The sequence below is a fragment of the Desulfoluna sp. CLI2B genome (assembly GCF_056847375.1).
The window spans coordinates 2,701,921-2,725,708 of sequence record NZ_CP186557.1 but is presented as its reverse complement, the minus strand read 5'-3'; the positions used below and the strand labels follow the sequence as shown (position 1 = coordinate 2,725,708).

The 23,788-nt window shown below is 51.1% G+C and carries 23 protein-coding genes; 13 read left to right on the top strand and 10 right to left on the bottom strand.

Translation table 11 applies throughout. The features are described 5' to 3' along the window. Window positions 1-39 precede the first annotated feature (39 nt). The 6 genes from ACOYW2_RS12870 (at window position 40) to ACOYW2_RS12845 (ending at window position 4,875) form a co-directional block, all read left to right on the top strand. Complete coding sequence (locus ACOYW2_RS12870; protein ID WP_482770665.1) at window positions 40-645, top strand: LysE family translocator; 606 nt, start codon at window positions 40-42, stop codon at window positions 643-645. A 438-nt stretch (window positions 646-1,083) separates the two neighbouring features. Continuing rightward, the gene (locus tag ACOYW2_RS12865; RefSeq protein ID WP_482423253.1) at window positions 1,084-1,518 is read left to right on the top strand and encodes a hypothetical protein; all 435 of its coding nucleotides are present in this window, start codon (window positions 1,084-1,086) and stop codon (window positions 1,516-1,518) included. 135 nt (window positions 1,519-1,653) lie between these two features. Further along, window positions 1,654-2,118, top strand: a complete 465-nt coding sequence (locus ACOYW2_RS12860; RefSeq protein ID WP_482770664.1) for a hypothetical protein — start codon at window positions 1,654-1,656, stop codon at window positions 2,116-2,118. Between the two features lie 846 nt (window positions 2,119-2,964). After that, window positions 2,965-3,396, top strand: a complete 432-nt coding sequence (locus ACOYW2_RS12855; protein WP_482770663.1) for a GNAT family N-acetyltransferase — start codon at window positions 2,965-2,967, stop codon at window positions 3,394-3,396. Window positions 3,397-3,505: 109 nt separating this feature from the next. Beyond that, window positions 3,506-3,856 (top strand): carboxymuconolactone decarboxylase family protein, encoded by a 351-nt coding sequence (locus ACOYW2_RS12850; RefSeq protein ID WP_482416003.1) that lies wholly within the window; start codon window positions 3,506-3,508, stop codon window positions 3,854-3,856. Window positions 3,857-4,065: 209 nt separating this feature from the next. After that, window positions 4,066-4,875 carry a class I SAM-dependent methyltransferase gene (locus tag ACOYW2_RS12845; RefSeq protein ID WP_482770662.1) on the top strand — a complete coding sequence of 270 codons (810 nt, stop codon included), beginning with the start codon at window positions 4,066-4,068 and terminating at the stop codon, window positions 4,873-4,875. A gap of 106 nt (window positions 4,876-4,981) precedes the next feature. Here ACOYW2_RS12845 and aspA read toward each other — a convergent pair whose 3' ends face one another. Together aspA and ACOYW2_RS12835 are read right to left on the bottom strand one after the other, a co-directional pair. Beyond that, window positions 4,982-6,394, bottom strand: coding sequence for an aspartate ammonia-lyase (gene aspA / locus ACOYW2_RS12840; protein ID WP_482770661.1), 1,413 nt, complete (start codon window positions 6,392-6,394; stop codon window positions 4,982-4,984). A 627-nt stretch (window positions 6,395-7,021) separates the two neighbouring features. Then, window positions 7,022-8,593: a sigma-54 interaction domain-containing protein gene (locus ACOYW2_RS12835; RefSeq protein ID WP_482770660.1), complete on the bottom strand. Its 1,572-nt coding sequence runs from the start codon at window positions 8,591-8,593 to the stop codon at window positions 7,022-7,024. A 205-nt stretch (window positions 8,594-8,798) separates the two neighbouring features. Here ACOYW2_RS12835 and ACOYW2_RS12830 point away from each other — a divergent pair, with 205 nt between their 5' ends. Further along, a complete protein-coding gene (locus ACOYW2_RS12830; RefSeq protein ID WP_482770659.1) occupies window positions 8,799-9,533 on the top strand; it encodes a DUF169 domain-containing protein in 735 nt (244 codons plus the stop codon). Window positions 9,534-9,651: 118 nt separating this feature from the next. Here the strand turns inward: ACOYW2_RS12830 and codB are convergent, their stop codons facing one another. Then, window positions 9,652-10,917 carry a cytosine permease gene (codB, locus tag ACOYW2_RS12825; RefSeq protein ID WP_092209949.1) on the bottom strand — a complete coding sequence of 422 codons (1,266 nt, stop codon included), beginning with the start codon at window positions 10,915-10,917 and terminating at the stop codon, window positions 9,652-9,654. 284 nt (window positions 10,918-11,201) lie between these two features. After that, complete coding sequence (locus ACOYW2_RS12820) at window positions 11,202-12,185, bottom strand: phosphoribosyltransferase (protein ID WP_482770658.1); 984 nt, start codon at window positions 12,183-12,185, stop codon at window positions 11,202-11,204. Between the two features lie 479 nt (window positions 12,186-12,664). On the opposite strand from ACOYW2_RS12820, the gene ACOYW2_RS12815 reads away from it, so the two are divergent. The 3 genes from ACOYW2_RS12815 to ACOYW2_RS12805 are packed head-to-tail and all read left to right on the top strand — an operon-like array spanning window position 12,665 to window position 14,005. Then, on the top strand, window positions 12,665-13,114 hold the full coding sequence (locus ACOYW2_RS12815) for an enoyl-CoA hydratase-related protein (protein WP_482770657.1): 450 nt from the start codon (window positions 12,665-12,667) through the stop codon (window positions 13,112-13,114). Continuing rightward, window positions 13,038-13,469, top strand: coding sequence for an enoyl-CoA hydratase-related protein (locus ACOYW2_RS12810; protein WP_482423244.1), 432 nt, complete (start codon window positions 13,038-13,040; stop codon window positions 13,467-13,469). The genes ACOYW2_RS12815 and ACOYW2_RS12810 overlap by 77 nt, the downstream gene beginning before the upstream one ends. Window positions 13,470-13,471: 2 nt before the next feature. Beyond that, complete coding sequence (locus tag ACOYW2_RS12805; RefSeq protein WP_482770656.1) at window positions 13,472-14,005, top strand: GNAT family N-acetyltransferase; 534 nt, start codon at window positions 13,472-13,474, stop codon at window positions 14,003-14,005. Here ACOYW2_RS12805 and ACOYW2_RS12800 read toward each other — a convergent pair. The 6 genes from ACOYW2_RS12800 to ACOYW2_RS12775 all read right to left on the bottom strand — a co-directional run bounded on the left by ACOYW2_RS12800 (window position 13,992) and on the right by ACOYW2_RS12775 (window position 18,824). Continuing rightward, on the bottom strand, window positions 13,992-14,393 hold the full coding sequence (locus tag ACOYW2_RS12800; RefSeq protein WP_482770655.1) for a hypothetical protein: 402 nt from the start codon (window positions 14,391-14,393) through the stop codon (window positions 13,992-13,994). The two genes, ACOYW2_RS12805 and ACOYW2_RS12800, sit on opposite strands and share 14 nt — an antisense overlap. A gap of 288 nt (window positions 14,394-14,681) precedes the next feature. After that, window positions 14,682-16,130 (bottom strand): amidohydrolase family protein, encoded by a 1,449-nt coding sequence (locus ACOYW2_RS12795; protein ID WP_482770654.1) that lies wholly within the window; start codon window positions 16,128-16,130, stop codon window positions 14,682-14,684. Window positions 16,131-16,362: 232 nt separating this feature from the next. Then, the gene (locus ACOYW2_RS12790) at window positions 16,363-16,815 is read right to left on the bottom strand and encodes a DUF3465 domain-containing protein (RefSeq protein ID WP_482770653.1); all 453 of its coding nucleotides are present in this window, start codon (window positions 16,813-16,815) and stop codon (window positions 16,363-16,365) included. 78 nt (window positions 16,816-16,893) lie between these two features. Next, window positions 16,894-17,391, bottom strand: a complete 498-nt coding sequence (locus ACOYW2_RS12785) for a GNAT family N-acetyltransferase (protein WP_482770652.1) — start codon at window positions 17,389-17,391, stop codon at window positions 16,894-16,896. Window positions 17,392-17,564: 173 nt separating this feature from the next. Next, the gene (locus ACOYW2_RS12780) at window positions 17,565-18,086 is read right to left on the bottom strand and encodes a GNAT family N-acetyltransferase (protein WP_482770651.1); all 522 of its coding nucleotides are present in this window, start codon (window positions 18,084-18,086) and stop codon (window positions 17,565-17,567) included. Window positions 18,087-18,281: 195 nt separating this feature from the next. Then, window positions 18,282-18,824, bottom strand: a complete 543-nt coding sequence (locus ACOYW2_RS12775) for a GrpB family protein (RefSeq protein ID WP_482770650.1) — start codon at window positions 18,822-18,824, stop codon at window positions 18,282-18,284. A 467-nt stretch (window positions 18,825-19,291) separates the two neighbouring features. On the opposite strand from ACOYW2_RS12775, the gene ACOYW2_RS12770 reads away from it, so the two are divergent. The 3 genes from ACOYW2_RS12770 to ACOYW2_RS12760 all read left to right on the top strand — a co-directional run bounded on the left by ACOYW2_RS12770 (window position 19,292) and on the right by ACOYW2_RS12760 (window position 23,783). Then, window positions 19,292-20,818 (top strand): hypothetical protein, encoded by a 1,527-nt coding sequence (locus tag ACOYW2_RS12770; RefSeq protein ID WP_482770649.1) that lies wholly within the window; start codon window positions 19,292-19,294, stop codon window positions 20,816-20,818. Between the two features lie 114 nt (window positions 20,819-20,932). Continuing rightward, window positions 20,933-21,847, top strand: a complete 915-nt coding sequence (locus ACOYW2_RS12765) for a lysophospholipid acyltransferase family protein (protein ID WP_482416018.1) — start codon at window positions 20,933-20,935, stop codon at window positions 21,845-21,847. 307 nt (window positions 21,848-22,154) lie between these two features. After that, window positions 22,155-23,783, top strand: a complete 1,629-nt coding sequence (locus ACOYW2_RS12760; protein ID WP_482770648.1) for a hypothetical protein — start codon at window positions 22,155-22,157, stop codon at window positions 23,781-23,783. The last annotated feature ends 5 nt before the right edge of the window (window positions 23,784-23,788 follow it).

Here is a 23,788-nt window from a genome sequence, read left to right as displayed (position 1 = left end):
GAACCGTTACCCAACCATGACAACACGGAGTACCCGATAATGTTCGAATCCCTTGTGGTCGTCCTGGGGGTGGCCCTGGCCGCCCAACTCTCCCCCGGACCCGACATGATGCTGATCTTCCGCCACACCACCGCGTCCCTGCGGGCCGGTATGGCCTGTATCCTGGGCATTTGCCTTGGCTTCACCGTGCACGTGACCCTGTCCGTTGCAGGCCTTGCCGTGATTATCCGCACCAGCCCGTTACTGTTCAACACCATCCGGTACGCCGGGGCCGCGTACATCCTCTACGTGGGAATCCGCTGCCTCACCGGTAACTCCGGCCTCACCTTCGATGCCAGTGAGAAATCCTCGGCCCCCTTTGGCCAAGCCTTTCGAGACGGCCTCTTCTGCAATCTGCTTAACCCCAAAGTAACCCTGTTTGTCCTCAGCGTCTTTTCTCAGCTCCTCGCCCCTGAAACCCCCACAGCCATCCGAGCCCTCTTCGGCCTTGCCCTGATCGTCGAAGCCATCGTTGTCTGGACGCTTTTCTCCATGCTCCTGGACAGACCCGCCTTCAGAACCCGCTACGAGCGATTCCAGAACCCCATATCACGGGGCTGCGGCGTGGTTCTGTGCGGTCTTGCCGTGTTGATGGTCGCGGGGTAGAAGGTCAAATAAAAACAAACCTCCGGGGTAAGGGTGGCGAAGTCGCCCTTGTGAAAACACCTCGAAAATGGATTACCCTTACTGTTTGTCCGTCAAGCCGTAAGGGTAATCCTATAGCATAAAGCCTCACCAAATATGGTTGTCCTCTGTCTTCCCACGTTTAATCCTTCGTTGATTAGCTCCATAGACCTTGTTTTTTTATATCCAATTAGACTCTTGCATTTGTACTGGTCACAGAGTAAGAAATTAATGGCGCTTAGAGGGATGACTGCTTTGAATACATGTGGTGGGCGTTGCCCCGTGTTGTGGTTTTTTTAAGGGGATTGCTTGATGCTTGGAGAGGTAAACGCCACTCCCGCAGGGTGCGAAAAACAGGAATTGGACGGATTGTCGGATTGTTTTGTTCGATGATAGTTGTCATTTATGTCGAGGAAATAAGTGAAGCCATCAAACCCGCTTGTGAAAAGAATGGTACAAGGCATTTACAGTTTCATACTGTTTTGGCTTTCTGCCGGTATTACAATGGTCTTTATGTCTCTACTGATGGTTTTAAAAGACTTTTTGAAGGGATACAACATTGAAACCAATGATTTAGAAATCTTTATCGTTTTTGGCGTGTTTTTAGTACTGATCCTTTATTCATTATGGCTGTCAAAAGAGGCCGCGATAGAATTTTCGGAAAATAATAGATATTTTTTAGAAGCTTTATATTCTTCATTTAAAGCATCATTTGTTTTTTTATCATTGATTCCAATTATTGGATCGTTTTTTAGCAAGCACAATCAATTGACAGTATCAAGCTCAGATTCGGGAAATCTCATTCGGTCACTGGACACTCGAACTCGGTTTGATGATCTTAAAGATAACAAATAAATTGAGAGGGGGTTTTTTAACGCTGTGCTCGTGTTTCGCTTCACTTTAAAAATTCCTCATCTAAAAGGTATGGGATTGAATTTGAAATTCTATCCAACGCTTATACTTTTATCGTTGCTTTGTTCTTGTCACATTGTGGAGATCGACGACTATTGCCATGAGCCCACTCATGAAATGAGAAATAGCATAAATCATGGTAAATATAGTCAGATAGTAGGGCTATCCAATGCGGAAGTCATCATTGTACCAAATTTCAGAACGTTCTCACGGTCATATTCTCATTCTTCAGGGTGGATATGCATTTTAGACAAGAAGCAAGGGCAAGTTTATCTAAAAAACGTTTCTTTAAAAACAGAGTTGAAACCAGAAGAAACCGTTGTTATGAATAAAAGTGTCAGCCTGGATCAAAAGTTAGGGGACACCCAGTATTTTTATACCCAATTGCCTGTTTTTGACTCGGATAGCTTCGACATAGAGGCATGGAATAATCAGCCCGCCATATTTTTCTCGATTACTTATTCAGTAAATTGCGGCAAATTAAAAACTAAACAATTTAAACTGCATCATAAAACCCATAAGGACATAGCATGGCCAACGTAATCCATTAACAGTCAATTTCAGTGGGTTCAAAAAACACGCGCCGCTGATTTAGGGGTTGATCCTGTTGAATAAGTTATATTTTAAGATGTATATGCATTTATGACTCGTATTTACTGTCTCTCCTCTGGGTAAACCAACGAGGTAAGCCTGGCATGATTCAAAAGTTATTCTCAATCCCAATCGGTTTTTATTGTTTACAGATTCGACAAGTAAATCATCCCCGGCACGTTTATTCATGCAATTAATCATTTTGTGGATTACAAACTTGACCTATCGATTTTTGATACGCATTTCTGAAGCGATAACTTGGGGGTCGGATTTGCAACCCTTAAGTCCTTTTAAAAATCATTATCAAACATTATAAGTCAACTATACTAACAGCACTGATATGGGAACAGTCTTCGGATGAAAGCTTTAGTCGTAATCGGCTTCAGTCTATTCGGTATATTTCTGGTTATTGTCATTTTTGACCATATTATCATTAAGTCTCAAAGATATAGAAACAAGATAGATCAGTTTTTCAGTTCAGAAATTACCAATAACACCGCTATTGCATATTTTTTATTTTCCGCTGTTTTATTAGGCATAGGGTGCAGCTATTTTATTAGAGAACCTGAATTTACATTGTATATGGGGTTTCCAATTCACTCTTATACCAATGGCTTTGTATGGTTGTTCTTGGGGTTATCTCTATTTCTTAAGGTATTTAAAAAGTAGCTATCAATAATAGCCTTTTTTATTGTCGTAGTACTACATGTTGGAAGGCATGGTAAAAAGCTGCGCTCGTTACTCACTTTTCTTTTTGAGCCCTTAGCGTAGCATTATGTTTTAAAGGGGATACAAGGAATGGTAACCATCTGCAAATCAGATCGATACGCCGAGCTAATAAAACTTTTTATTGAAAATGGCTTAGAATTTACAGAAAAGGATAAAGAAATTCCAGAGACGATGGTCAAATATTGGGAAGCCGTTGATGATGAGAAGCTCATTGGAGGTTGCGTTTTGGGTATGAGGGAAGGTGTATACGTTCTTGAAGGTATAGCAACCGACTCAGATTACAGGAATAAACGCGTAGGTAAACAGCTTCTTTGTGAAGGTCTGTTGCCACCCAAGAAAGTAGGTGCTAAGAATTTATACTTGTGTGCAAGGGCTCCCGGTTTTTTCAAAACTCAAGGTTTTTTGGTAATCGACAGAGAAGATTCACCGAGCTTTGGGTGCATGAACTGTGACCAGTTTGGTGTAAACTGTTTCCCGGAAGTAATGATGAAAAACATATAGGGCATTTAAACGACGAGGATGAGTTTATCATTCAATATTAATGAAGGGGCTACACCTCCACATTCGACACTTTGGCTCAAGTATTCAAACCTTAAAAAAGGAATATATAATGGGGGAATTGAAAGACGAGTACAGCCAGATCAGTGATAATTTCTGGGAGTTGATCGACTGGCAAGGGGAGCAGGGAGAGCTCTACCAAGCCCATTACAAGAAAACGTATGAGCCTGGCGTTCTGGACACGAAGACCAAGCGGCTGATGGCAATGGGTGCCGCCATTGTGATGGGCTGTAAGGGGTGTATTTTAGGACAGACACAAAAGGCGATTGATGCAGGGGCAACACGAGATGAGATTATGGAAACCTGCTCTGTTATGCTTTCTCTTGGTGGGACCATGGCAGGATCAAAGATTTCAATTGTCATGGAACTCTTGAAAGAGATGGGCATGATTGAAGCGGATTGACATTGAAATAGAACAATGTCGGTGCGTCATGATCTCAACAGAGATAGGCATGGCTTCATCATTTTGTCATGTTCTCTTTTTGATTTAATGATGCGAATGCAGCCGACGGAAATAAGCGTTTGGCTGCTTAGAAGCGTTGGCTTGATGGTCGACTGGCACATTGTTTAACCAACTCAAATAATGGTGGTTAACATATCATGAGGCATATAGTGGATACTGATTCATATATCCGTAGCCTTTTGGTGGCCAATCCCTTGAGAGAGTCGACTCTTCGCGGCGTGATCGAGACAATACAGCTTCCTTTCGGAAGCAGGGGACTGGATGCGGGGTGTGGGATCGGTCTTCAGAGTTTGCTGTTGGCCGAGGCCGTAGGACCCACCGGCCATGTCACCGGGCTTGATCTATCTGCGGAGTTACTGAGTCGAGGGGAAGCACTTGTGACAGAGGCAGGTCTTTCACAAAGGATTTCATTTCAGAAAGGGGATGTGACAACTCTTCCCTTCGACAATCATACCTTTGATTGGGCATGGAGTGCCGACTGCATTGGGTATGCTCCTTTGGAGCCGCTGCCGTTGTTGAAAGAACTCTCACGGGTGGTGAAGCCCGGTGGCATTGTGGCAATATCTGGCTGGTCTTCGGAAAATCTGCTTCCTGGATACCCTCGCTTGGAAGCCCGTCTGAGAGCGACATCGGGTGGACTTGCTCCTTTTATACACGGGAAGAAACCAGAGACGCACTTCCTGCGTGCACTGGGGTGGTTTCGTGACATAGGCTTAAAGGAACCCAGGGTAAAAACGTTTACTGATAGTTTCTGTGCCCCCCTCAGCCATGAAATACGAACAGCGTTGACGGACTTGATTGAAATGCGCTGGCCGGATGCAGAGCGTGAGCTGTCATCCGATGACTTGTCAGAATTCCAACGGCTGTGCCTGCCGGACTCACCGGATTTTATCCTGAATCTTTCAGGCTATTATGCCTTTTTCACACACACACTGTTCTGGGGCTATGTTGCCGGATGACTTGCACAGACGTGGGACAGAAGGGGTAAGTGTTTGACTGTGAGAAGGCGTCTATACATTAGGGGAAAAGCCCCCGGTCATAATCCGCCGGGGGCTTTTTGTTCTGTTAGTCTTTTTTATGGAAATACCGGGGCTTGATCATGTTTTCAGGGGAGAGGATGTCGTCCAGGTCCTCTTTTTTCATATACCCCTTGGCAAGGACGATGTCGTACACTGACGTGCCCGAGGCAAGGGCCTCGTGGGCCACTTCTGTGGACTTTTCATAGCCGATATAGGGGTTCAAGGCCGTGACCAGGCCGATGCTGTTGCGGACGTAGTTGCGACAGACGTCTTCGTTGGCGGTGATGCCGTCAACACATCGGGTTGCCAGGGTTTCAAAGGCGTTGCGCAGGTACATGAGAGAGCTGAACAGGCTGTGGGCGATCACCGGTTCCATGACGTTGAGTTCCAGCTGACCGGCCCCGCAGGCCATGGTGACGGTCATGTCCGCACCGGCTACATAAAAACAGGCCTGATTGACCACTTCGGGAATAACGGGGTTGACCTTGCCCGGCATGATGGAGGACCCCGGGGCCATGGGGGGCAGGTTGATTTCGTTGAAACCGCAACGGGGGCCGGAAGACATCAGGCGCAGGTCATTGCAGATCTTGGAGACTTTCACCGCCACACGCTTGAGCACGCCGGAAAGCTGGACATACGCTCCGGTATCCTGGGTCGCTTCCACCAGGTTTTCAGCCTTGATCAGGTTGATGCCCAGCAATTCGGACAGCTTTTCCGTCACCAGATCCGCATATTCGGGGTGGGCGTTCAAGCCCGTGCCGATGGCGGTGGCCCCCATGTTGATCTCACGCACCAGGTCCGTGGTTTCCTGCAGGCGCATCATGTCTTCACCGAGCATCACGGCGTATACGGAAAATTCCTGTCCCAACGTCATGGGCACGGCGTCCTGGAGCTGAGTACGCCCCATCTTGATGATGTCCTTGAACTCCTCGGCCTTTTTTTCAAAGGACTTTTTCAAAAATGCCATGGCCTCGATAAGCTGGCGTATTTTGGCAATCAAAGTGATACGCATGGCTGTGGGGTACACGTCATTGGTGGACTGGGACATGTTCACATCAATGTTCGGGTGCAGGTACTCGTACTCACCGCAGCGGTGGCCCATGCCTTCCAGGCCGAGGTTGGCGATGACCTCGTTGGCGCACATGTTGGTGGAGGTTCCTGCACCGCCCTGGATCACGTCGACCACAAACTGATCGTAGTATTTCCCTTCCAGGATCTTTTCACAGGCCAGTGTGATGTGTTTTGACTTGTCTTCCTCCAGCAACCCCAGCTCACAGTTGGCCTGGGCTGCGGCCATTTTGATATATGCCAGGGAGTCGATCAGCTGGGGATAATGGCTGATGGGAATGTTGCTGATTTTGTAGTTTTCAGCAGCTCTCAGGGTCTGGATGCCGTAATAGCATTCACAGGGGACTTCTCTTTCACCGATGCAATCATGCTCAAGACGATAACTTTTCACTGCATTTCCTTCTTACTATCACTGTGTTCCTGTTTCCCGGGGCCAACAGCACATGTTGATCTGCCGGGGAATATATCAATAGGGTACAGGGTGGTTCCGTGTACTGGATCCCATTCACTTCATTTCTTTCTTTCAGCTACCAGAAACGGTCGCTTGAGAGAAGGGGGCAGGCATGCATATTTGATACTATCCTCTTTGAAAGAGTCTCCCGGGGAACTAACATGCTAAAATAGCATTGTTAATTTTTTTGCTTATTTTTAGAATAATTTGTTTTGGCTTTGCAGAAAAACAGATCGCTATGAATCGGCGATCAGGCTCTATAGACGTGGGAATCTTCCCGCCACTCAGGTGGTTTGGCGGGATCGAAAGGTGAGGACCCCCGTTTTTTAATTCCCGGGTTTACCCCCACGGGAACTGACGCCGAAGGCTTGGTGCCAATCGAACCCGTTCCTCTTCTGATGATTCAATCATCGAAAATGACGATCACAGAAGCCTGGGTGAGCTGGATTTGCATGGCCACAATGCAAGAGGGATGTGGTGGAGAAAAAATTTTGAGGAGGGGCGTGGACGGCATGTTGTCCATGAAGCGGTTCACGGAATGGTATCCCTTGCGGCGACGTCCCAACTCTATGAGGGCTTTTTGGCTTTTGCTCTATGGAACCGGATGTTGAGCTTTTTTATTTTACTTCTCAGGGTGTTCGGCTTCATGTTCAGGAGTTTTGCAGCGCCATTGGGGCCTTCTATGCGCCCGCCTGTGCGTTTTAACACCTTGACGATGTATTGTGAAATCATGTCATCAAAGGGGATAATGTCATCATCGTTTTTATCCCTCGGGATTTCCGAGGCGTTACGTGTGGCAGAATTGATATGCAGGTGATCAAAGGTGAGTGGGGTGTTGCGGTTTAGAATCAACGCTCTTTCGATGACATTCGAAAGTTCTCGTACATTGCCGGGCCAGTCATAGTCCATCAGCTGATCCATGGCCCGGGGGGCAAGTCTTTGAGGCGGGTAAAGATTTAAATCTTTGGCTTTTTTTTCGATAAAGTAATGGGCCAGGGCCGGGATATCTTCTTTTCTCTTCCTTAGCGGCGGAATGTGGATAGGAAAAACGTTTAGTCTGAAGTAGAGATCCTCACGAAATGTGCCGGATTTAATCAACTCATCCATATCTCGATGGGTTGCAGCAATAATACGTGTATCCACAGGGATTGTTCGGGTGCCTCCCAGGCGTTCGATTTCCTTGAACTGGATAGCCCGTAACAACCTGACCTGGGCAACCAGGGAGAGCTCGCCGACTTCATCTAAAAAAAGAGTGCCGGAGTCAGCGCGTTCGAATTTTCCTCTTTTTTGGGAAACAGCACCGGTAAACGCGCCTTTTTCATGGCCAAAAAGCTCAGAGTCTATAAGGTTTTCCGGGATAGCCCCGCAGTTAACCTTGACAACCGGTCCTTCGTGTCTTTTTGAAAACTGGTGAATAGCATTTGCAATGACATCTTTGCCTGTGCCTGTCTCCCCAAGAAGCATCACGGGACTTTCCACTTCAGCCACATGCCGGGCAAGGGTCATGACCTCTTTTAAGCCGGACTCCGCGCCTATGATTTTATCCCCCGAGATTTTCATCAGTTCAAGGTAGAGCCTCTGGGTCTCTTTTTTGAAATTTTCCGAGCGGTTCTGTACGTCACGGTGCCTCAGGGCATTGGACATGGCCATCGAAAATGGCTCCTTTACTGCTGAAAAGAGCTTTGCATGGTCTGCTGTGTAGGCATGTTGAGAAAAAGAGTACAGGGAAATCGTTGCAGGGAAACTGTCCTCAAAGTCCACCGGCAGGACAAGATTGGATGCTTCCTTGAGGTTAAGGACTTTGGCAAAATCCTTACTGATGGGATTTATGTTCGGTGCATTGAAAATCAGGACATCGTCAATTTTTTTATTCTCTTTTTTCTCAAAATACCGTTGCTCTTCTTCTATGGATTCAGGTGAGAACGGAATAAGAATATCCTGAATTTCGACCCCTTCTTTTGTTACCCTGACAATACTGACTGTGGCGCCGTTAGGTTCGGTAATATCGAATTGAAGACCATCTGCCGGGATGTATTTCCTGATATATTGAAAGCACTTAAAGAGCGCCTTTTCAAGGTCAAGGCTGCTGCAAAGGCTTAGCGTTACATTTCGGAAAAATTGGTGTTTATCAACCGTCATCTAAACCCCCTTTACGTGAACCAGACAAAATAACCACGATATTAAATAGTTTATCATGTAGCCACGAAATTTAGTAGCTGAAAGCCATTTAATATCGTGGTTTTGAAAAATGCGTCTCGATATTTATCGTATTTACAGGTCCTTATGTTTTGGCATGTCTTTTGAAATAATAGATATCAACTTTTAAACACAAGGGGAATCTTAAATGAATTCAGAAATAGTAAAAGAGAGCCTGAGGAAATTTTCAGAAGTCGTGTCTTTTAATTACCCTGCCATCGGCTGGTATTTTTCACCTGAAGAGATAGAAGACTCGTTTGTTTATCAAAAGGAACGATGGGTCTGCATGTTCATGTATCTGAAAATGATGATGAAACAGGGGAAAAGAATCCGGTTTTCAGAGGATAACGGCAAGGCATGCACCGGCTCGACGGAATATTTTGGCTTTGCAGAACTGGAAGATGACGGGGGCGTATTTTTAGCGGAAACCGAACGGTTTTTTAAGAATCTCGAGCTTTCAAAGGCATATACCCGTGAGTCGGCAACCCTTATCCAGCCGCCAAAAGAAAAGTATCTGTATATGGAACAAGTCGAAAAGATCGATAAAAACAGGGAAATTGAGGTCGTGAACATTTTTCCGGCAGACCTCACCAACCTGACAAAGCTTGTCACCCTGTCAGGCTACGACAGCACGGCCAGTTTGATGGACAATGTGTTGATTCCCAATTGCTCAGGGTGCCAGTCTGTCTTTACGCTTCCCTATAATGAAAAATTTCAGGAACATCCCAGGAGTATCGTCGGGTTCATGGAGCCCATGGTCAGGAATTTTGTTCCTGAAGACATGGTGTCCTTTTCGTTGCCTTCCACTCGTTTTGTAGAAATGGCGAACAATATTGAAGGCAGTTTTCTTGATAAAAATTTCAACAACCCCAAGGGCTTTTGATCTGTTAGCCGCCGGATCAAAGGCCTTCAGACGTGATCAGCCATAAAAAAACCGATGCCCACGGGAGTGCGGGCATCGGTTTTTCGCATTTTATGTGTGTCGCTGATTTGCTTATGAACTAAGCCGCTTCGCTTTCAGGCCTCTCGCCGTTCTTGATGAGTCCCATCACATGTTCAGCCACAAGGTAGACACCCACGGCGGCCAGGACGCTGTTGACCGGGGCGATGCCGGGGATCACCCTGGCGGCTGCCACGCCTGCGGCCCAGGCCAGGATGGCGGTGGGGCGAATGGTTTCGAATCGGGTTTTATCCAGGTGGCCATAGAGGCGCTTGCGGACCATGAAGTAGTCTGCGATGAGGATGCCGCCAATGGAAGGGAGCATGGTGTTCAGAAAGGCGAGCCAACCCACGAAGTTGTTGTAAAGGTAAAGGGCGGCAAGGGTTCCCACCACGCCGTTGGCCAGGACCACCCATTTTTTGGGCAGGCCGGTGATGTTGGAGAAACCGAGGCCTGAGGCATAAAGGGCGTTGTCGTTGGTGGTCCAGATGTTGAGCCCCAGGATCACCATGGCCCAGACGATCATGCCCTGTTTCAGGAGCACGTCGGAGATATCCGCCTGCTGGTAGAAAGCCGCGCCCACGGCGCCGAAGAGAAACATGAGGCTGTTGCCGAGGAAAAAGGCCATGACCGTGGTGGAGACGGCAGTTTTGGTGTTCTTGGAAAACCGCGTGAAGTCCGGGGTGAGGGTGCCGCCGCTGATGAAGGAGGCCACGCAGATGCCGATGGCCGTGAACAGGCCCATGGGCTCGGCAGGGACCATGGAAAACCAGGCGTCCAGGCCGCCGAAATCGGTGAAGGCCTTGCCCACGGAGAAGCTGCCCAGGACGGCGATGGAGGGCACGGCAATGAAGCTAAGAATGGTCAGCGCGCGGATGCCGAACCAGGCCGTGGCCGTCATGACAAGGCCCGAGGCCAGGATGAGGGCGTGGATGTTCCATCCGGTGACCTTCTGGACGGGCAGGGCGAACATGGCAACCCCCACGCCGAACCAGCCCACCTGGGTGATGGACAGGAGAAAGGAGGGGAGGTAAGAGCCTTTTTCCCCAAAGGAGAACCGGGCAAGCAAATGGGTTGAGAGACCGGTTTTGGCGGCGATGGCCGCAAGCAGGCCCGTGTAGCAGCCCAGAAGCAGGTTGCCGGTCATTACCGTGGCGATGAGCTGCCAGGCGGTGAGCCCGGTACCGAGCTTTCCGCCGGACCACATGCTGGCGGAAAAAAAGGTAAAGCCGAGCATCACCACCAGCATGGGCCAGAACCCTTTGCGGTGGGAATCGGCGACATGGGTGAGGGCGAAATCAGCGTCTGTTGTGTGGTCTTTCTTCATCTGTTTCTCCTAAAAGATGGACAAAAGCGTGCCTCCGGCAGGCAGGGGATGAATCACCTGCACCCCGGGTTCGCAAATGCTCCGTGCCTTCGTTCCTCAGGTACGTCACACTTGCTGACGGGCTTTACCCGTGACAAGCCGCAAAAACGTTTCGGTTGCAAACGAATCGTCATGATGCGTGGAGGTTACCGTAACCCTCAGGACTCGTTCTGTTTTAAATGCCTGTTTGTCAAACTTTTCAAAGGTTTGGCCCCCGGCAGGGTTGCCGGAGGCGTTTATCCCTATCAGGCGTCAAGCTGTGATATCTGCTTTCGGCAGATATCGGTCAGGTTCACTTCGCCAAACCGGTCCGCGTCGAGTTCGGGGAAGCGTTCTTCGAGCAGCTCGGCAAAGCCCATGCCTTTTTCTGCCAGGGCCAGGGTTTCGCCCCAGTATTCTGTGAGGTCCGCGATGTACTCCGGGGTCCAAAAGGCACGGGAACCCGCATCGTAAATGGCGCAGCGCTGGATGGGGTAGGAGGGGTCTTCGTACTGGGACTCGATGAACTCCGGTGCCATGAGGGCGCCCTTGCGCAGGAGGTCGGTGCCGGTGATTTTGATGGTGAGGGGCGTATCCTCCGTGGGCACCACAAAGCGTCCTTCCAGGTAGATGAGGGTGGTGCCTTCGTAGGAGGGAAACCGTTTGCGGCACATGGCATCGGCCGCTTCCAGGATCTCCTCGGCGCGAGGCCCGCCGAAGGTGAAGAAGACGATGGATCGCAGGGCGGTTCCCTGCTTTTCGGCTTCGGCCACCAGTGCTTTCATGGCATGCTCCAGGCTGGTGCCGGTGGCCACCACATCCCCGATGACGATGCTGGCGGTTTTGGGCATGTAGACCTTGCTGTATTCACTCTCCATGATGTGCCAGTTCTCGGGATCACCGTCCACGCGGGCGCGCTGGGCGCTGATAAAGGAGCAACCGTGGCGGTTCCATCCGAAGGCGTCGGCCAGGGCTTCCCGAAGGCCGAAGTTGAGTCCGCCGCGGAGGATATCAAAGACGATGGTTTCGTCTTCGGTGAGGCAGGTTCGCTTTTCGGTGTTGAGGATGGACAGAACACGCGTGCAGGCGGCCTTGAGGCGACGGGTGTAGTCGACTCCCATGACTCTGGGATCGTTGGCGATGGCACGTGTTTCCGGGGTGGAGACAACAAGTCGGTTGACCGTTGACGGGGTATGGTCTTCAATGCGGTGAATGGCGCATTCGGGGGTGTTGACGACGGGGTGCAGCATGGGCAGTTCTCCTTGGGCGTTGTACGATCCGCCATGGTCTGCCATGGCGGAGCCCGCCGCAGGGCATTCCCGCTGAGTGCGGCAAAGGGAGTTGCACCGTAAGGTTTTCTCCAGGCACAAAAAAACCCGCGCGATGACGGGTACCCTGAGCCGGTGCCGACAAAAGAGCACCATGCTGCGAGCTTACGCTTTTTAATCGGAGATTCTTTCGGTGTCAAGTCTTCTGTCATGAAAAAATGCATCGGCCTCTTCTGGAAGGTGAGGGCACGGCCCTGCCCGCTGCATCTTCCAGGCCATATGTCACAACTCCTTGATGGCGCGAGGTTTTTCATTTTCGGTGAAATATGGGGCCTGGTTTGCTACAGTGTCTGAGACAACGACCCGGCCTCACATCTGCCCGGATATTTCACGGCCTGCTTGCCATGTATCCGGCCACGGCGGGTTACCGGAAAGGCTCACTTGATGGGAAAGGAGAGACCATGAACGGGTTTACCGACATTTGCGTGGAGCAAAACGGGCGGGTTGTGACGGCAACCCTGAATCGCCCGGAGAGTCGCAACGCCATCACCGGAGAGACCATGGTGGAGGACCTATGCAGGCTGGTGGACGAGGTCAACAAAGATCCCGGCATCAGCGTCCTGGTGTTGACGGGAAGCGATCCGGCCTTTTCATCCGGGGGCAACATCAAGGACATGGCCGGGAAAAAGGGCATGTTTGCAGGGGAGGGGCCGGAGCTGGTGGCCCGGTACAAGAACCATGTCCAGCGAATCCCCCTGGCCATGGAAACCCTGGAGATCCCGGTTATTGCAGCAGCTGCGTCACCGGCTGTGGGGCTGGTTCGATCTGAGCCTCATGTGCGATCTCCGTATCGCCTCGGAGCGGGCGACATTCGGGGAGACTTTTCTCAATGTTGGGTTGATCCCCGGTGACGGCGGGGCCTGGCTCCTGCCACGGGTCCTGGGCATGGCCAAGGCCTGCGAACTGGCCTTTACCGCAGAGGTCATCGACGCCCAGCGCGCCCTGGAGATGGGGGTGGTCTCCCGTGTGGTGCCCCACGAAACCCTGATGAAGGAAGCTGCGGCCCTGGCCGAAACCATTGCGGCCAAGCCGCCCCGGGCCCTGCGCATGACCAAGCGGCTTCTCAAGATGGGTCGGAACACGGAGCTGCCTGATTTTTTGGAAACCTGCGCCCTGATGCAGGCCCAGTGCCACGGCTCCGAAGACCACAAAGAGGCCCTTGCGGCCATGTTTGAAAAACGAGAGCCCCGCTTTACAGGAAAGTGACCATGGGATTCAACCTGATCAAAAGAGAGCTTTATCCGGTGTCCGGGCTGTGCCCGGACGGATTCCGGACCCCGCGCCTTGCCGTGTCTCCCTTTGTCCCTTCGGATGTCGCAGGCATGGAGACGGGGTTTGACTCGCCGTCCGTCTGGAGGTTTTCACGGGGCATCGACTCGGCTGCGTCTGCCGGAGAGTGGCTGGTCTCCACCCTGGAAGATGCCTCACAGGCAGCCTTTTCCGTTCGGATACGTGAGACCGGCGAACTGGCGGGGTTTTGCGTGCTGTTGCCTTTCGGCAAGGATCGTGTGGAGGCGGGGGGCTGGCTCTCGTCGCAGTTCTGGCGCCGGGGCCTGGGCCGTGAGCTTCTGGATGCGTTGACTCAGCATACCACCGACTGCAATGGCCATTGCCCCCTGGTGGCCGACGTGGATCCGGAGAACAAGGCGGCCTGCTCTCTCCTTGCCTCCGCAGGGTTTGTGGCCAGCGGAGGGCTCTGGACGCACCATTCGGTCTCTGAGCGTGGGGCTATCGCCACTTGAATACCAGGTCGTAATCGGAGGTTGTTTCCACCGATGTGTCTGCGTCCTTGATAAAGATCTGCTTCTCATCGGACACCGGGTAGGTGAGGTATTCAGAGCACTTGGCGGACTGTCCGGTGCCTACGACGATTTTTGTTCCGGGCTTCAACCTGCCCACCACCAGTTTGTCTAATGGGGACCACTGGTAGCAGATTTCACAACCCGAGCGATAGGCGGAGACCAGCCCCGTGGGCTTGCTGAAGGACCACCACTGGCCCATTTTGCTGTGCGGGTTTGTGCTGTTCCACGCTCGGTAGATGGTAATGTCTGAATTTTCTTTGGCCACATACACCTGGCCCCAGCACAGTTTGCCCTTGTCGGGTGCTCCCAGTGCAAGATCCAATAACACACTGTCTTCTGCCTCTCTGAACTGGTCTTTTAATGCCGATGGAATGTCCGTATCTCCGAGACAATCCGGCGTTAAGACCGATGTGACGGTTTTGTTGTCCATGGAAGAGCAGCCAAAGGCCAATAAGACAGAGAGTAAAAGAAGTGTTTTTTTCATCATGGGGTACCTGTGGTTGGGGTGTTGTTGTCATGCGGCGGGCCCGGCGGGTTTTGACGGGATGGTCTCCAGAGCAGTGTCCGCGAAAACACGTGCATATAGGGTTCAAGGGGCCCATCCCGTCAGCACGGATTATTTCATCATTGAAGCGGAATACTCAGACATCTCGGCTTCGAAGGATTCAAAGCGAAGGTCAAGGGACCGGAGCAATGAATCTTTATCTTCTTCTGAAAGAAAAGAGTGGTGAATGCTGTTGTATACATACGCTTTGATCGTTTTGTAGCTGGGCTTATACCGTTCCGCCAGCAACACGTACTCACCGGTCAAATTGTTTCTGGAAACCCCGGAATCATCCGTGCAGATAACCATCGGGACGCCGTAGGCGGAATAGATAAGATACGGGTGGGTGTTGCCCTTGACGCCCAGGATAAATTCATTGCTTGTGAGGCAGATCTCCACGGCAGCGTTGTCTTTGATTTCCTGCAACAGACCAACGGGGTCCTCTTCATAGGGCAGGTCCACACCATGTCCGATCCTCTGGGCCTTGGCGACCTGTATTGCCTGGGAAATATGGAAGGTGAGATTTTTGGGACGCACCATGCCAAGGGTCAGCTCCCCCGCATGCAGTGACCTGTTAACGTTCGGGAATTTTGCATGCAAATATGCAAACATCTGCATGTGCAAGGCGTAATCCTTGATGGCAACCACACCGTTCTCAGGGCCGACGATGTTGACGCCAACAAGGAGGTCGGATTGATCAACCGCTTTAAAGGCTGAGTAAAGTGTGGAAAAGACGATGCTTGGCGGGCTGTTTCGTGATGCGTATGTCTGGTAACGCATCATAAATTGGTCGTCATCTATGCCCGCATGAGCCGCGTTCAATGTGGCGATGAATGCGTCGACTTTCGTCTTAAGCCCATCATCTGCATCTATTTTTGAGGACAGCTCGTCAAAAAGAGCCCAGTTGGACGTATGGCCGGTGGCCTGTCTGATGTGTTTATCGAAGGACGTATCCGCAAGCGAATAACCAACGGATTTAAGCATCACCTCGATAAAACTGACATTTTCTTTGATGGCCCGTTCTTTTAAAATCATCAGCCCTTGATTGTAATTTTGGGCGATGGGACCAAAGTAACCGAAGGTGTCGAAAAAGTTTTGGTCGGGGGGCGGCTGTGAGTGGTAATGGTTGTGGTAGTCTTTGTCTGACCAGAACGTTAAAAGGGTCCGGTAGAGTCTGGTGTCGGAACGTAATTCATCAACAGACAGACTGGTATCCGTCTTTACTTTGCTGATATGAAGTGTCTCTTTGTCTATCCAGTAACCGGCGTCCTCCACCCAATCCAGGTATGTTTCCGCGTAGATACTTCCTGAATAATGGTTGTGCAGGTCGCCGCCCTTGGGTATTTTAGACATAAAAAGGGTGAGTTGGGCGGTGTTCGGTGCCTCACCTTCGATCAATTTGTCGTACAGCAACGCTGTTTTCCGTTCATTGTCGGCATTAGCATTTGATTTGATATCGAAGGTCGAACATCCGACGATCGCCAACATTGCAACCATGATTGTGCATATTCTGAACTTCATCTCTCTCCCCAAATCATTACGACACATTCGTCACTGCCGACGCTGGTACCCACGGGCTTGTATGCCCGGCACGGGCAGGATCTTCGTCGATACGTCCTTTAAGAGGGAATACTACCGGCCAGAAAACGATTTAACATAAGTACTAACTTAAGACAAGGCTGGCCTGGATGAAGTCATTTGGCGGGATGCGGGGCGAAGGGTAACCCTGGCTGGGTTGTTGCAGGGATCAGGCTCACCGGTACAGTTTGCCTCCATGGTTCAACCAGCCGTCTTCATGACGCCCGCTGGGGTCATGATGCGTCCAGTGAACAACGCCCCCTTTGGCGTTCCACTCGTACTGACCGTAAAAATTGATGTGGTCGCCGACCCGGAGCGCGTCAATGCGTGGGGCAAGGTCAATGTTGTGGGCAATCAGAAGTGTTTGGCCGGAATCAAGCCGGACAACAAAGCGTTGGTGCCTGCTTCCCTTGGTGTCGTCGGGCAGCATGGTGATCACTTTACCCGAGCCACCGACCTGGATACCGCTGAGCTTCTCATCAAATGCTCTCTGAAGGGCTTCATCGCTTGAAGACACCTCGGATGTGAAGAGGGAAAAGAGGGGCTTGATGGAGAAAGGGATATTGAACCGAGTAAAAGCCCCGTAAGCCCCCAAGCCGATAAGGATGATAATGAATGCTTTTTTCATGTCAGGCTCCGTATGCTGTTGGCTCAGGGCACGTCATACCCGGCGGTGGGTTGAAATTCATTGCGCGAGTCTATCGGTTTAAGGAAAAGACCCAGTCGGCATAATTGTCGGTTCCTTCTTTTTGACAAAAACTTGTTGATCATGACTGATTTCAGTTTTTTGAAAGCCACACACCGTTTCGTAAAAGTAGTGGTTTCTTGTGGCCCAGGTGGGCGTTTCAAGTCTCCAGCATTTTGATGGATACCTTGTTTCAATGAAGTTCCAGGCTTTCCGCCCGATCTGCATGTTGTGAAAACAGGGGTCGATGAAAAGTGCGCCCAGAATGCTCATGCCTTGCTCAACCCACCAAATAATAAAGGCGCCAACGCTTTTGTCTTCAAGGACGATTTTATAGGCGATTGATTTTGGATCATCAATGGCCCATTTTTGAAGGAACGACCCATCGTTATAGCCCGGGGGACCGCCTTTTTCGATACCGTCATACATCTTGGCATCGTTCTCAAAGGCCCTTGTCATGGGGCCTGTCAGGCCATCGATATCGTTTTCCTCTAAAGGGATGAATTGGATGTCAGGCATTGGTCATATCCCACTGATGTTGAGCACTGAAAAAACGTCGGCACTGCTTTTGGAGAACACTGGCATGATCCTGTTTTGCCTCATAAGGCACGCCCTCTATGTCGGGCAAATTCGTTTTCCTGCCACCATATATGTGGCAGATTAAAAAAGTCAAATGTGCAGGCCTGGTGCCGTCATTCTGTCTTCTCGATTATTTTTCTGTACTCAAAAAGCCTGAACGGATTGTTGGGGATTGGCTGGGATTCGCCCGTTTTGGTATAGCCGTTTTTCTCATAAAAATGATGGTTTCGAAACGATTTGTAAGGTGTTGACAGTACCCATTCTGCTGCGTTGCGATACTGTTTTTCGATTAGTCCTAAGGTCGTCGAGCCAATTCGTCTGTCTTGATATTCCCCACGGATGAAAAAGTACTTTATTTCGATTCGCTTACCATCCGATGGAATCACGCAGATGCCACCAACAAGGTCGCCGTTGAATAGAATTTTGTAATAATGACCTTTTTTAATCTCTGATTGATGCCAGGCCAACGACTCAATCCCCGGTGGGTAAGAACCGTACTGATCATAGTCAGTTGTGAACGCCTCCACACTCATGGCTTTGAGGTCTTCGGAATCATTGATACTTGCCGGTTCGAGTGTTGTCGTCGTCAATTTTATGTCTCCCTGCTTTTTGCCTGGTGCGGTGATGCGGTACATGACGTATGTATGCTTCACCCAGTGGGTGTCGAAGACGGGCGTGGTGTAGAACGTCCGTTTAGACCTCGCCGGTGTGGCTGATTTGAATGTTAAAAAAAGTTGTTATGATCTGGGTGCCTTTGTGGGGCGCACGGTATACATCCGATGTGAGTGTCATATTGATCCGGGTTGCGTGGAGGCAGGGGGGAAGCCCGGTTACTCTATTTCGTTTGCTTTTTTTATTGCATATATTTCAGTAAAGGAAAAATCATATTGAGACAGAATGCTTGAGATAAATTCCGTTTTTGCTTCGCAATAGGCATCTACATTATTGGGGTACTTTTCGGCAAGTTCATGTTTGAGTCGTGCATACCTTTTGGCAGATTCAGGGTGACCTCTCAGGTGGTCTCTGAAAATAAGGTGATTTTTGACTGCTAACGCATGAGGGGCACATACATATGCGTTGTGGGGATGTATCGGGTTGCTGATTTGAAACATTTCCCGCCCCTCGAGGCCTAAATTCCCTCTATGGTAATAACCGATTCCTTCAAGTGCTTTCTTTGCAGACTCAAAACGATCGAAATCATCTAAGATAATATCAATGTCTATGATTGGTTTGGCGTCTAATCCTTCGACAGAGGTGCTCCCGACATGCTCAATGCGACATGAGATGTCCCGAAGGGCATACGATAGCTTAGATGACAAGTCTTCGAACCAGGTTTTCCACTCTGAAGAATATGTGACAACATGAACGTTCATATTTTACAAAATCCGATAGCTAAAATGGTTACGGCCAGTAGAGGGCTCTATATAAAGTGCTTTTTCTATCTGCTCTACCGTTTATCAGGTGTTTTGATGCGTGATCTGTCCAGGGAATGTGTGACCCAACCTCGTGAATATATATTTACTCTATTAAAATAGATAATTTCAAGGGGGATCCGTCTCGGTTTGCAAGTGCACCGAAAAGGGCTGTGAGTTTTTGCTGCACAAGCAGGCATGATGTCCGAAGGGCGGGTGGACGCGACGGCCGGGTTGGGGTCGGGCCTCAGGGCCATCTCGGTTGCGCTATGGGTCCAGTTGTTGTACGTTTAGCTTGTTTTGACAAGCTGGCCGTTACCATTACAAGTCCTTAATCTATACTCCTCGGTACCCCACAGGTGACTATGTCGAGTTCTACAAATGGGATGAAATGCCCGGTATGCGGATATCTGAATGACCCGGAGGATGTGGAGTGCATTGCCTGCGGATCGGACATGGCCCTCTCTGCTGAGTCCATTGCCATTGAAAAACAGCGCAGCAAGGAGGCCATGGAGCGCTATCGCCTTCAGCAGGAAGAGCTGCGGCGGGAGCTGGGCATAGACGAACCCGAAGAAGGGCCCCTTGTCATGGCCCGGGAAGAGGAGACCGCTGCGGCTTCAGAACCCAACGATTCGGGCCCCCTTGAAACATCCCTTGAGATGGAGAGCACCCCTTCGGATTTTTACTCAGACGTGTTCTTGTGCCCTCAGTGCGGCTTTCGAAACGCCAGGGAGGCCATCGAATGTGTGCGGTGCGGGGTCATATTCAGCAAGCTAAAAGGGATGGACGGAAAAGGCGGTGCTGAGGCCTCGGGCTTATCCGGTTCCACGGTACCTGTTCTTGATGACCTGGGTGAGGCGCCCCTTGATACGGGGGCGGGGTACTCTCCTTATGTGCCCGATGCAAAGCCCGAGTCCTTGGTCGGGGTCAGGTCCACCGGAGAAAAGGTGAAGGCCGCCTGGCGGGACGTTGACTTGTCGGGAAAAAGCGAGTCCGCCCTGAAAGGGCTTGGGGGAATAGGCACCCGGATGAAGGCCGTTCCACCGAAATGGTACGGGCTGGCCCTGGGGGTGGTTCTGCTTCTTGTCGCTCTGCCCTTTGCATGGAAGGGGGGCGTTTTTCTTAAGTCTGAGTGGGCACAGCGCTCGCGGGTGAAGCTTGAAGCCGCCCTGGTGGATGAGTTTACCGGGAACCGTGCGGCCATCGGGGCAGAGGTGCGAGCCTTTGCCGATTCGGAAAAGTTTGACGAGGCCCGGGCCGTTTTGGATCGATTCGATATCGAGCCCCTTCAGGCAGAGCTTGAACCCTTGAAACGGTATCTGGAAGAGAAGGAGACCTACGCCAGGGTGCTTGCGGTTCCTGCCTGGAAGTTTGAAACCAATTACACGCTCTTTTCCCGTCTCGTTGCGCTGGCACCCTCCAACACATTTTACAGGTCCAAACAGGAATTTTACAAAAAACGCCTGGCAGGGCAGTGCCATGACAAGGCCTTTCGGCTTTACCAGAGCCGGAAGAACGATGCGGCAAAGAGTGCAGAGGCTGTCTCCCTTATAGAAAAGGCTGTGGGGTTTTACCCCCAAAACCGGGCATTCAAAGAGCTTCGAGCCAAAGTGATCCACGCAGACCTTCTTTATTACAAAGGCAACGGAAGCCTTCAGATGGCCCTTCGTGATGAAGGCCTGGGAAAAAGCCTTTATAAGAAGCAACGGAAAATCACCATCTGGCTTCGCAACACAAGCGATGAAATCCTGTATATCAATCCGGACTTTTTTACCCTCAAGACCCGGAACGGTAAGAGCTTGAAATATAACAACGTCATGGAAACCGGGTTTCAGGGCAAGCTTTCGCCCGGAGAGAAAACAGCGGGGGTGCTCTATTTTCGAAGTCTGGCCATGCCAAGGACGCTGACCTTTGAACACCTGGTTGCAGGGACCATACAAAGGGAGTTTCCTTGACCAGTCGGCTGTGATATGCCTGTGTCCGACATGGATCGTTGCGTCAACGGCAACGACCCGGTGCCGCGTGCGGCATTGTTTTTTTAGGATTTTCAGCATGGTTTGGACGATTTAATGAACAAGCGTTTCGTGAAAAAGATCAAGAATGATATCATCTACTACGCCATTTTGGCTCTCATCACTCTGCTTCGGACGCTTAACCGGCGTGCCTCTATCCTGTTGATGCGGGGTGTCGGGCGTCTTGCCTGGTACCTTGCTGTCCATGAACGAAAGAAGAGTCTTCGTCATTTAACACGTGCCTTCGGAAGTGAGATGTCCCGAAAGGAGATTATCCGCCTGTCCAAGGGCGTATTCGACAACCTTTCCGTGTGTGTCGCAGACGCCGTGCGATTGCCAAACCTGGTACGTCAGGGGCTGGATCGTATTGTGAAGGTTGAGAATTTTCATTATCTTACCGATGCCGTGGCCAAGGGCAACGGGGTCCTGCTCCAGACCGGACACTTCGGCAACTGGGAGCTCATGGGGACCTGGCTGGTACAAAAGGGGATTCCCTTGCGCGTCATCGCCAAACGGTCCTATGATCCGAGACTCGATGCCATTATCGTGGGATACCGCAACGGGGCCGGTTATTCCAATACCGCACGCGGAAATGCCTTGAAGACCATGCTTGACGGTCTGAATAACGGCTGTGTGTACGGCATGCTGTTTGACTTGGACACCAAGGTGAAAGGGGTCTTTGTGGATTTTTTCGGCAAGCCTGCCCACACCGCGGTGATCCCCGCCATGATGGCGGTTGAGCATGATATTCCCATTGTTCCCGTGTTTATTCGTCTCAATGACGACTATACCTATACCATTGAGTGTCAGTCGCCTCTTTCTCTTCAACACACCGATGAGCCTTACGTCGATGCTCAGGTAAACACCCAGACCTGTTCCAACGTATACGAGTCCATGATTCGCCGTCATCCCAGGCAGTGGATCTGGATGCACTCCCGATGGAAAAAGCAGCCCCCGAAAGCCGCTGCGTGATGCACTCCGTCCGTTTGCCGGGGGTGCCCTTTCCGGGCACTGCGTCCTGCCTTCCCCGGCGCAGCGAAACCCGTGGGAACAAAGGGTCGAGATATCTTTTGGCCCTGTGATCCCACTCACAACCCCCCACCGGATTCCTGTGGTAAATATATGGGTAAGTGGCAAGGCTGTCATGCCCGCAGTGCGGGCCGGCAGGCAGCGCGAAAGGCCATTGAAAACAGGGGCGTGTTCATGTATTTTTTAAAAACAGACAATGAAGAAAACACCATGGCTCCTGCCATCTTCCATACACGGAGACTTTCATATTATGGCTTCATTTAACATACGCATACGCACCGGTTGTCTCGTCGCACTGGCGTTGCTGATAGCAATGCCGCTTTCGGCCGATGAATTCGAAGATTTTGCCAAAAGTGAAATGGGCAGTTTTGCCCAGTATCGCGATGAGCGGGATGCAGAATTCGTCAATTTTCTCAAGGCCCAGTGGGCGGAGTTCGATGCCTCCCGCGGGGTTGTCAGGGACAGTATCCCCAAGCCGTCGGCCATCCCCGTGGCCGAGCCACCGGCCCCTCTGACCGAGGGCGAAGAGGAGGGGGTACAAACACCCCCTGAACCTGCCACGCCTGTGGGGGAGATCGTGCTTCCTGCCTTGCCGCCGTCTCTGCCCCCCGAGCCCGTTGCTGTTCCCGGTGAGGACGGGGAAGAGGGCGTTACACCGGCCCCGGCAGAGCCCCCTGTAGTGGTGGTACCTGTGCCCGAACCGGACGTTCTTGAGGTTCCGGAAGAGCCCTCACCCTTTGACGAGCCCTCCGGCGTAGAGCCCGAGATGATCCCTGTTGGGCTTTCCGTCTCTTTTTTCGGTGCAAACCACCTGTTCCGCGGCGAGTTCTCTTTTCCCGAGGCGCCCCTTGCGCCTCCGCTCAAACCGGCCATCGCAGCCTACTGGGAAGCCATGAGCCAGTCGTCGCAGTTTGAGACCTTTTTGTCCCAGGCCCAGGATATGTCCGGCGACCTCGGTCTCAATGACTGGGGCTACCATAATTTTCTTTTTACCTGCGGCCTGGCCGTGCATGGCAACGACCGGGACCTGGCCAACCTGTTCACCTGGTTTATGTCCGTCAAGAGCGGGTACGACGCCCGGGTGGGGTATTCCGATGATCGGGTCTATTTGTTGCTTCCGTCGCGAAACACCCTTTACAGCGTATCGTACCTTACCCTCCAGGGCACCCGGTACTACGCCGTGACCTTTGACGGCAGCAGGGAAAAGCTGGGGAAGCTTTATACATACAAGGGCAAGTACCCCAAGGCAGATCGCCTGATGGATTACCGGCTCCTCAAGGTGCCGGCCCTGAAGCCAGAGATCACGGAAAAGGAGCTTCGTTTTGAGTACGGAGGAGAACCCCAGTCCGTTAAGGTCTCGTACAACAAGAGCCTGGTAGACTACTACCGGTACTATCCCCAGACCAACATCAAGATTTACTTTGACGCCCTGACCTCCGATGAACTGAACTACTCCATGGTCAGGGAATTGAAGGAAAAACTTGAGGGCAAGAGCGAGAAGGAGGCGGTGGATTACCTCCTGGGCTTTTCCCAGAAGGCCTTCGCCTACAAAACCGATGATGATCAGCTCGGCCATGAAAAGTACATGCTCCCCGAGGAGACCATCTGGTACCCCTATTCGGATTGCGAGGACCGATCCTTTCTTTTTGCTTACCTCGTGCGCCGGATCCTCAAGCTTGACGTGGTGGGGCTCAACTACCCCGGCCATGTGGCAACGGCGGTTCGGTTCAACGACAACGTACCCGGAGATTACGTGGTGATGAACAACAGGAAGTATATCGTTTGTGACCCGACGTATATCAACGCATCGGCCGGTATGGCGATGCCTAAATACAAACGACGGAATCCCGATGTGGTGAAAATCCGGAACTGGCAGTAACCGAC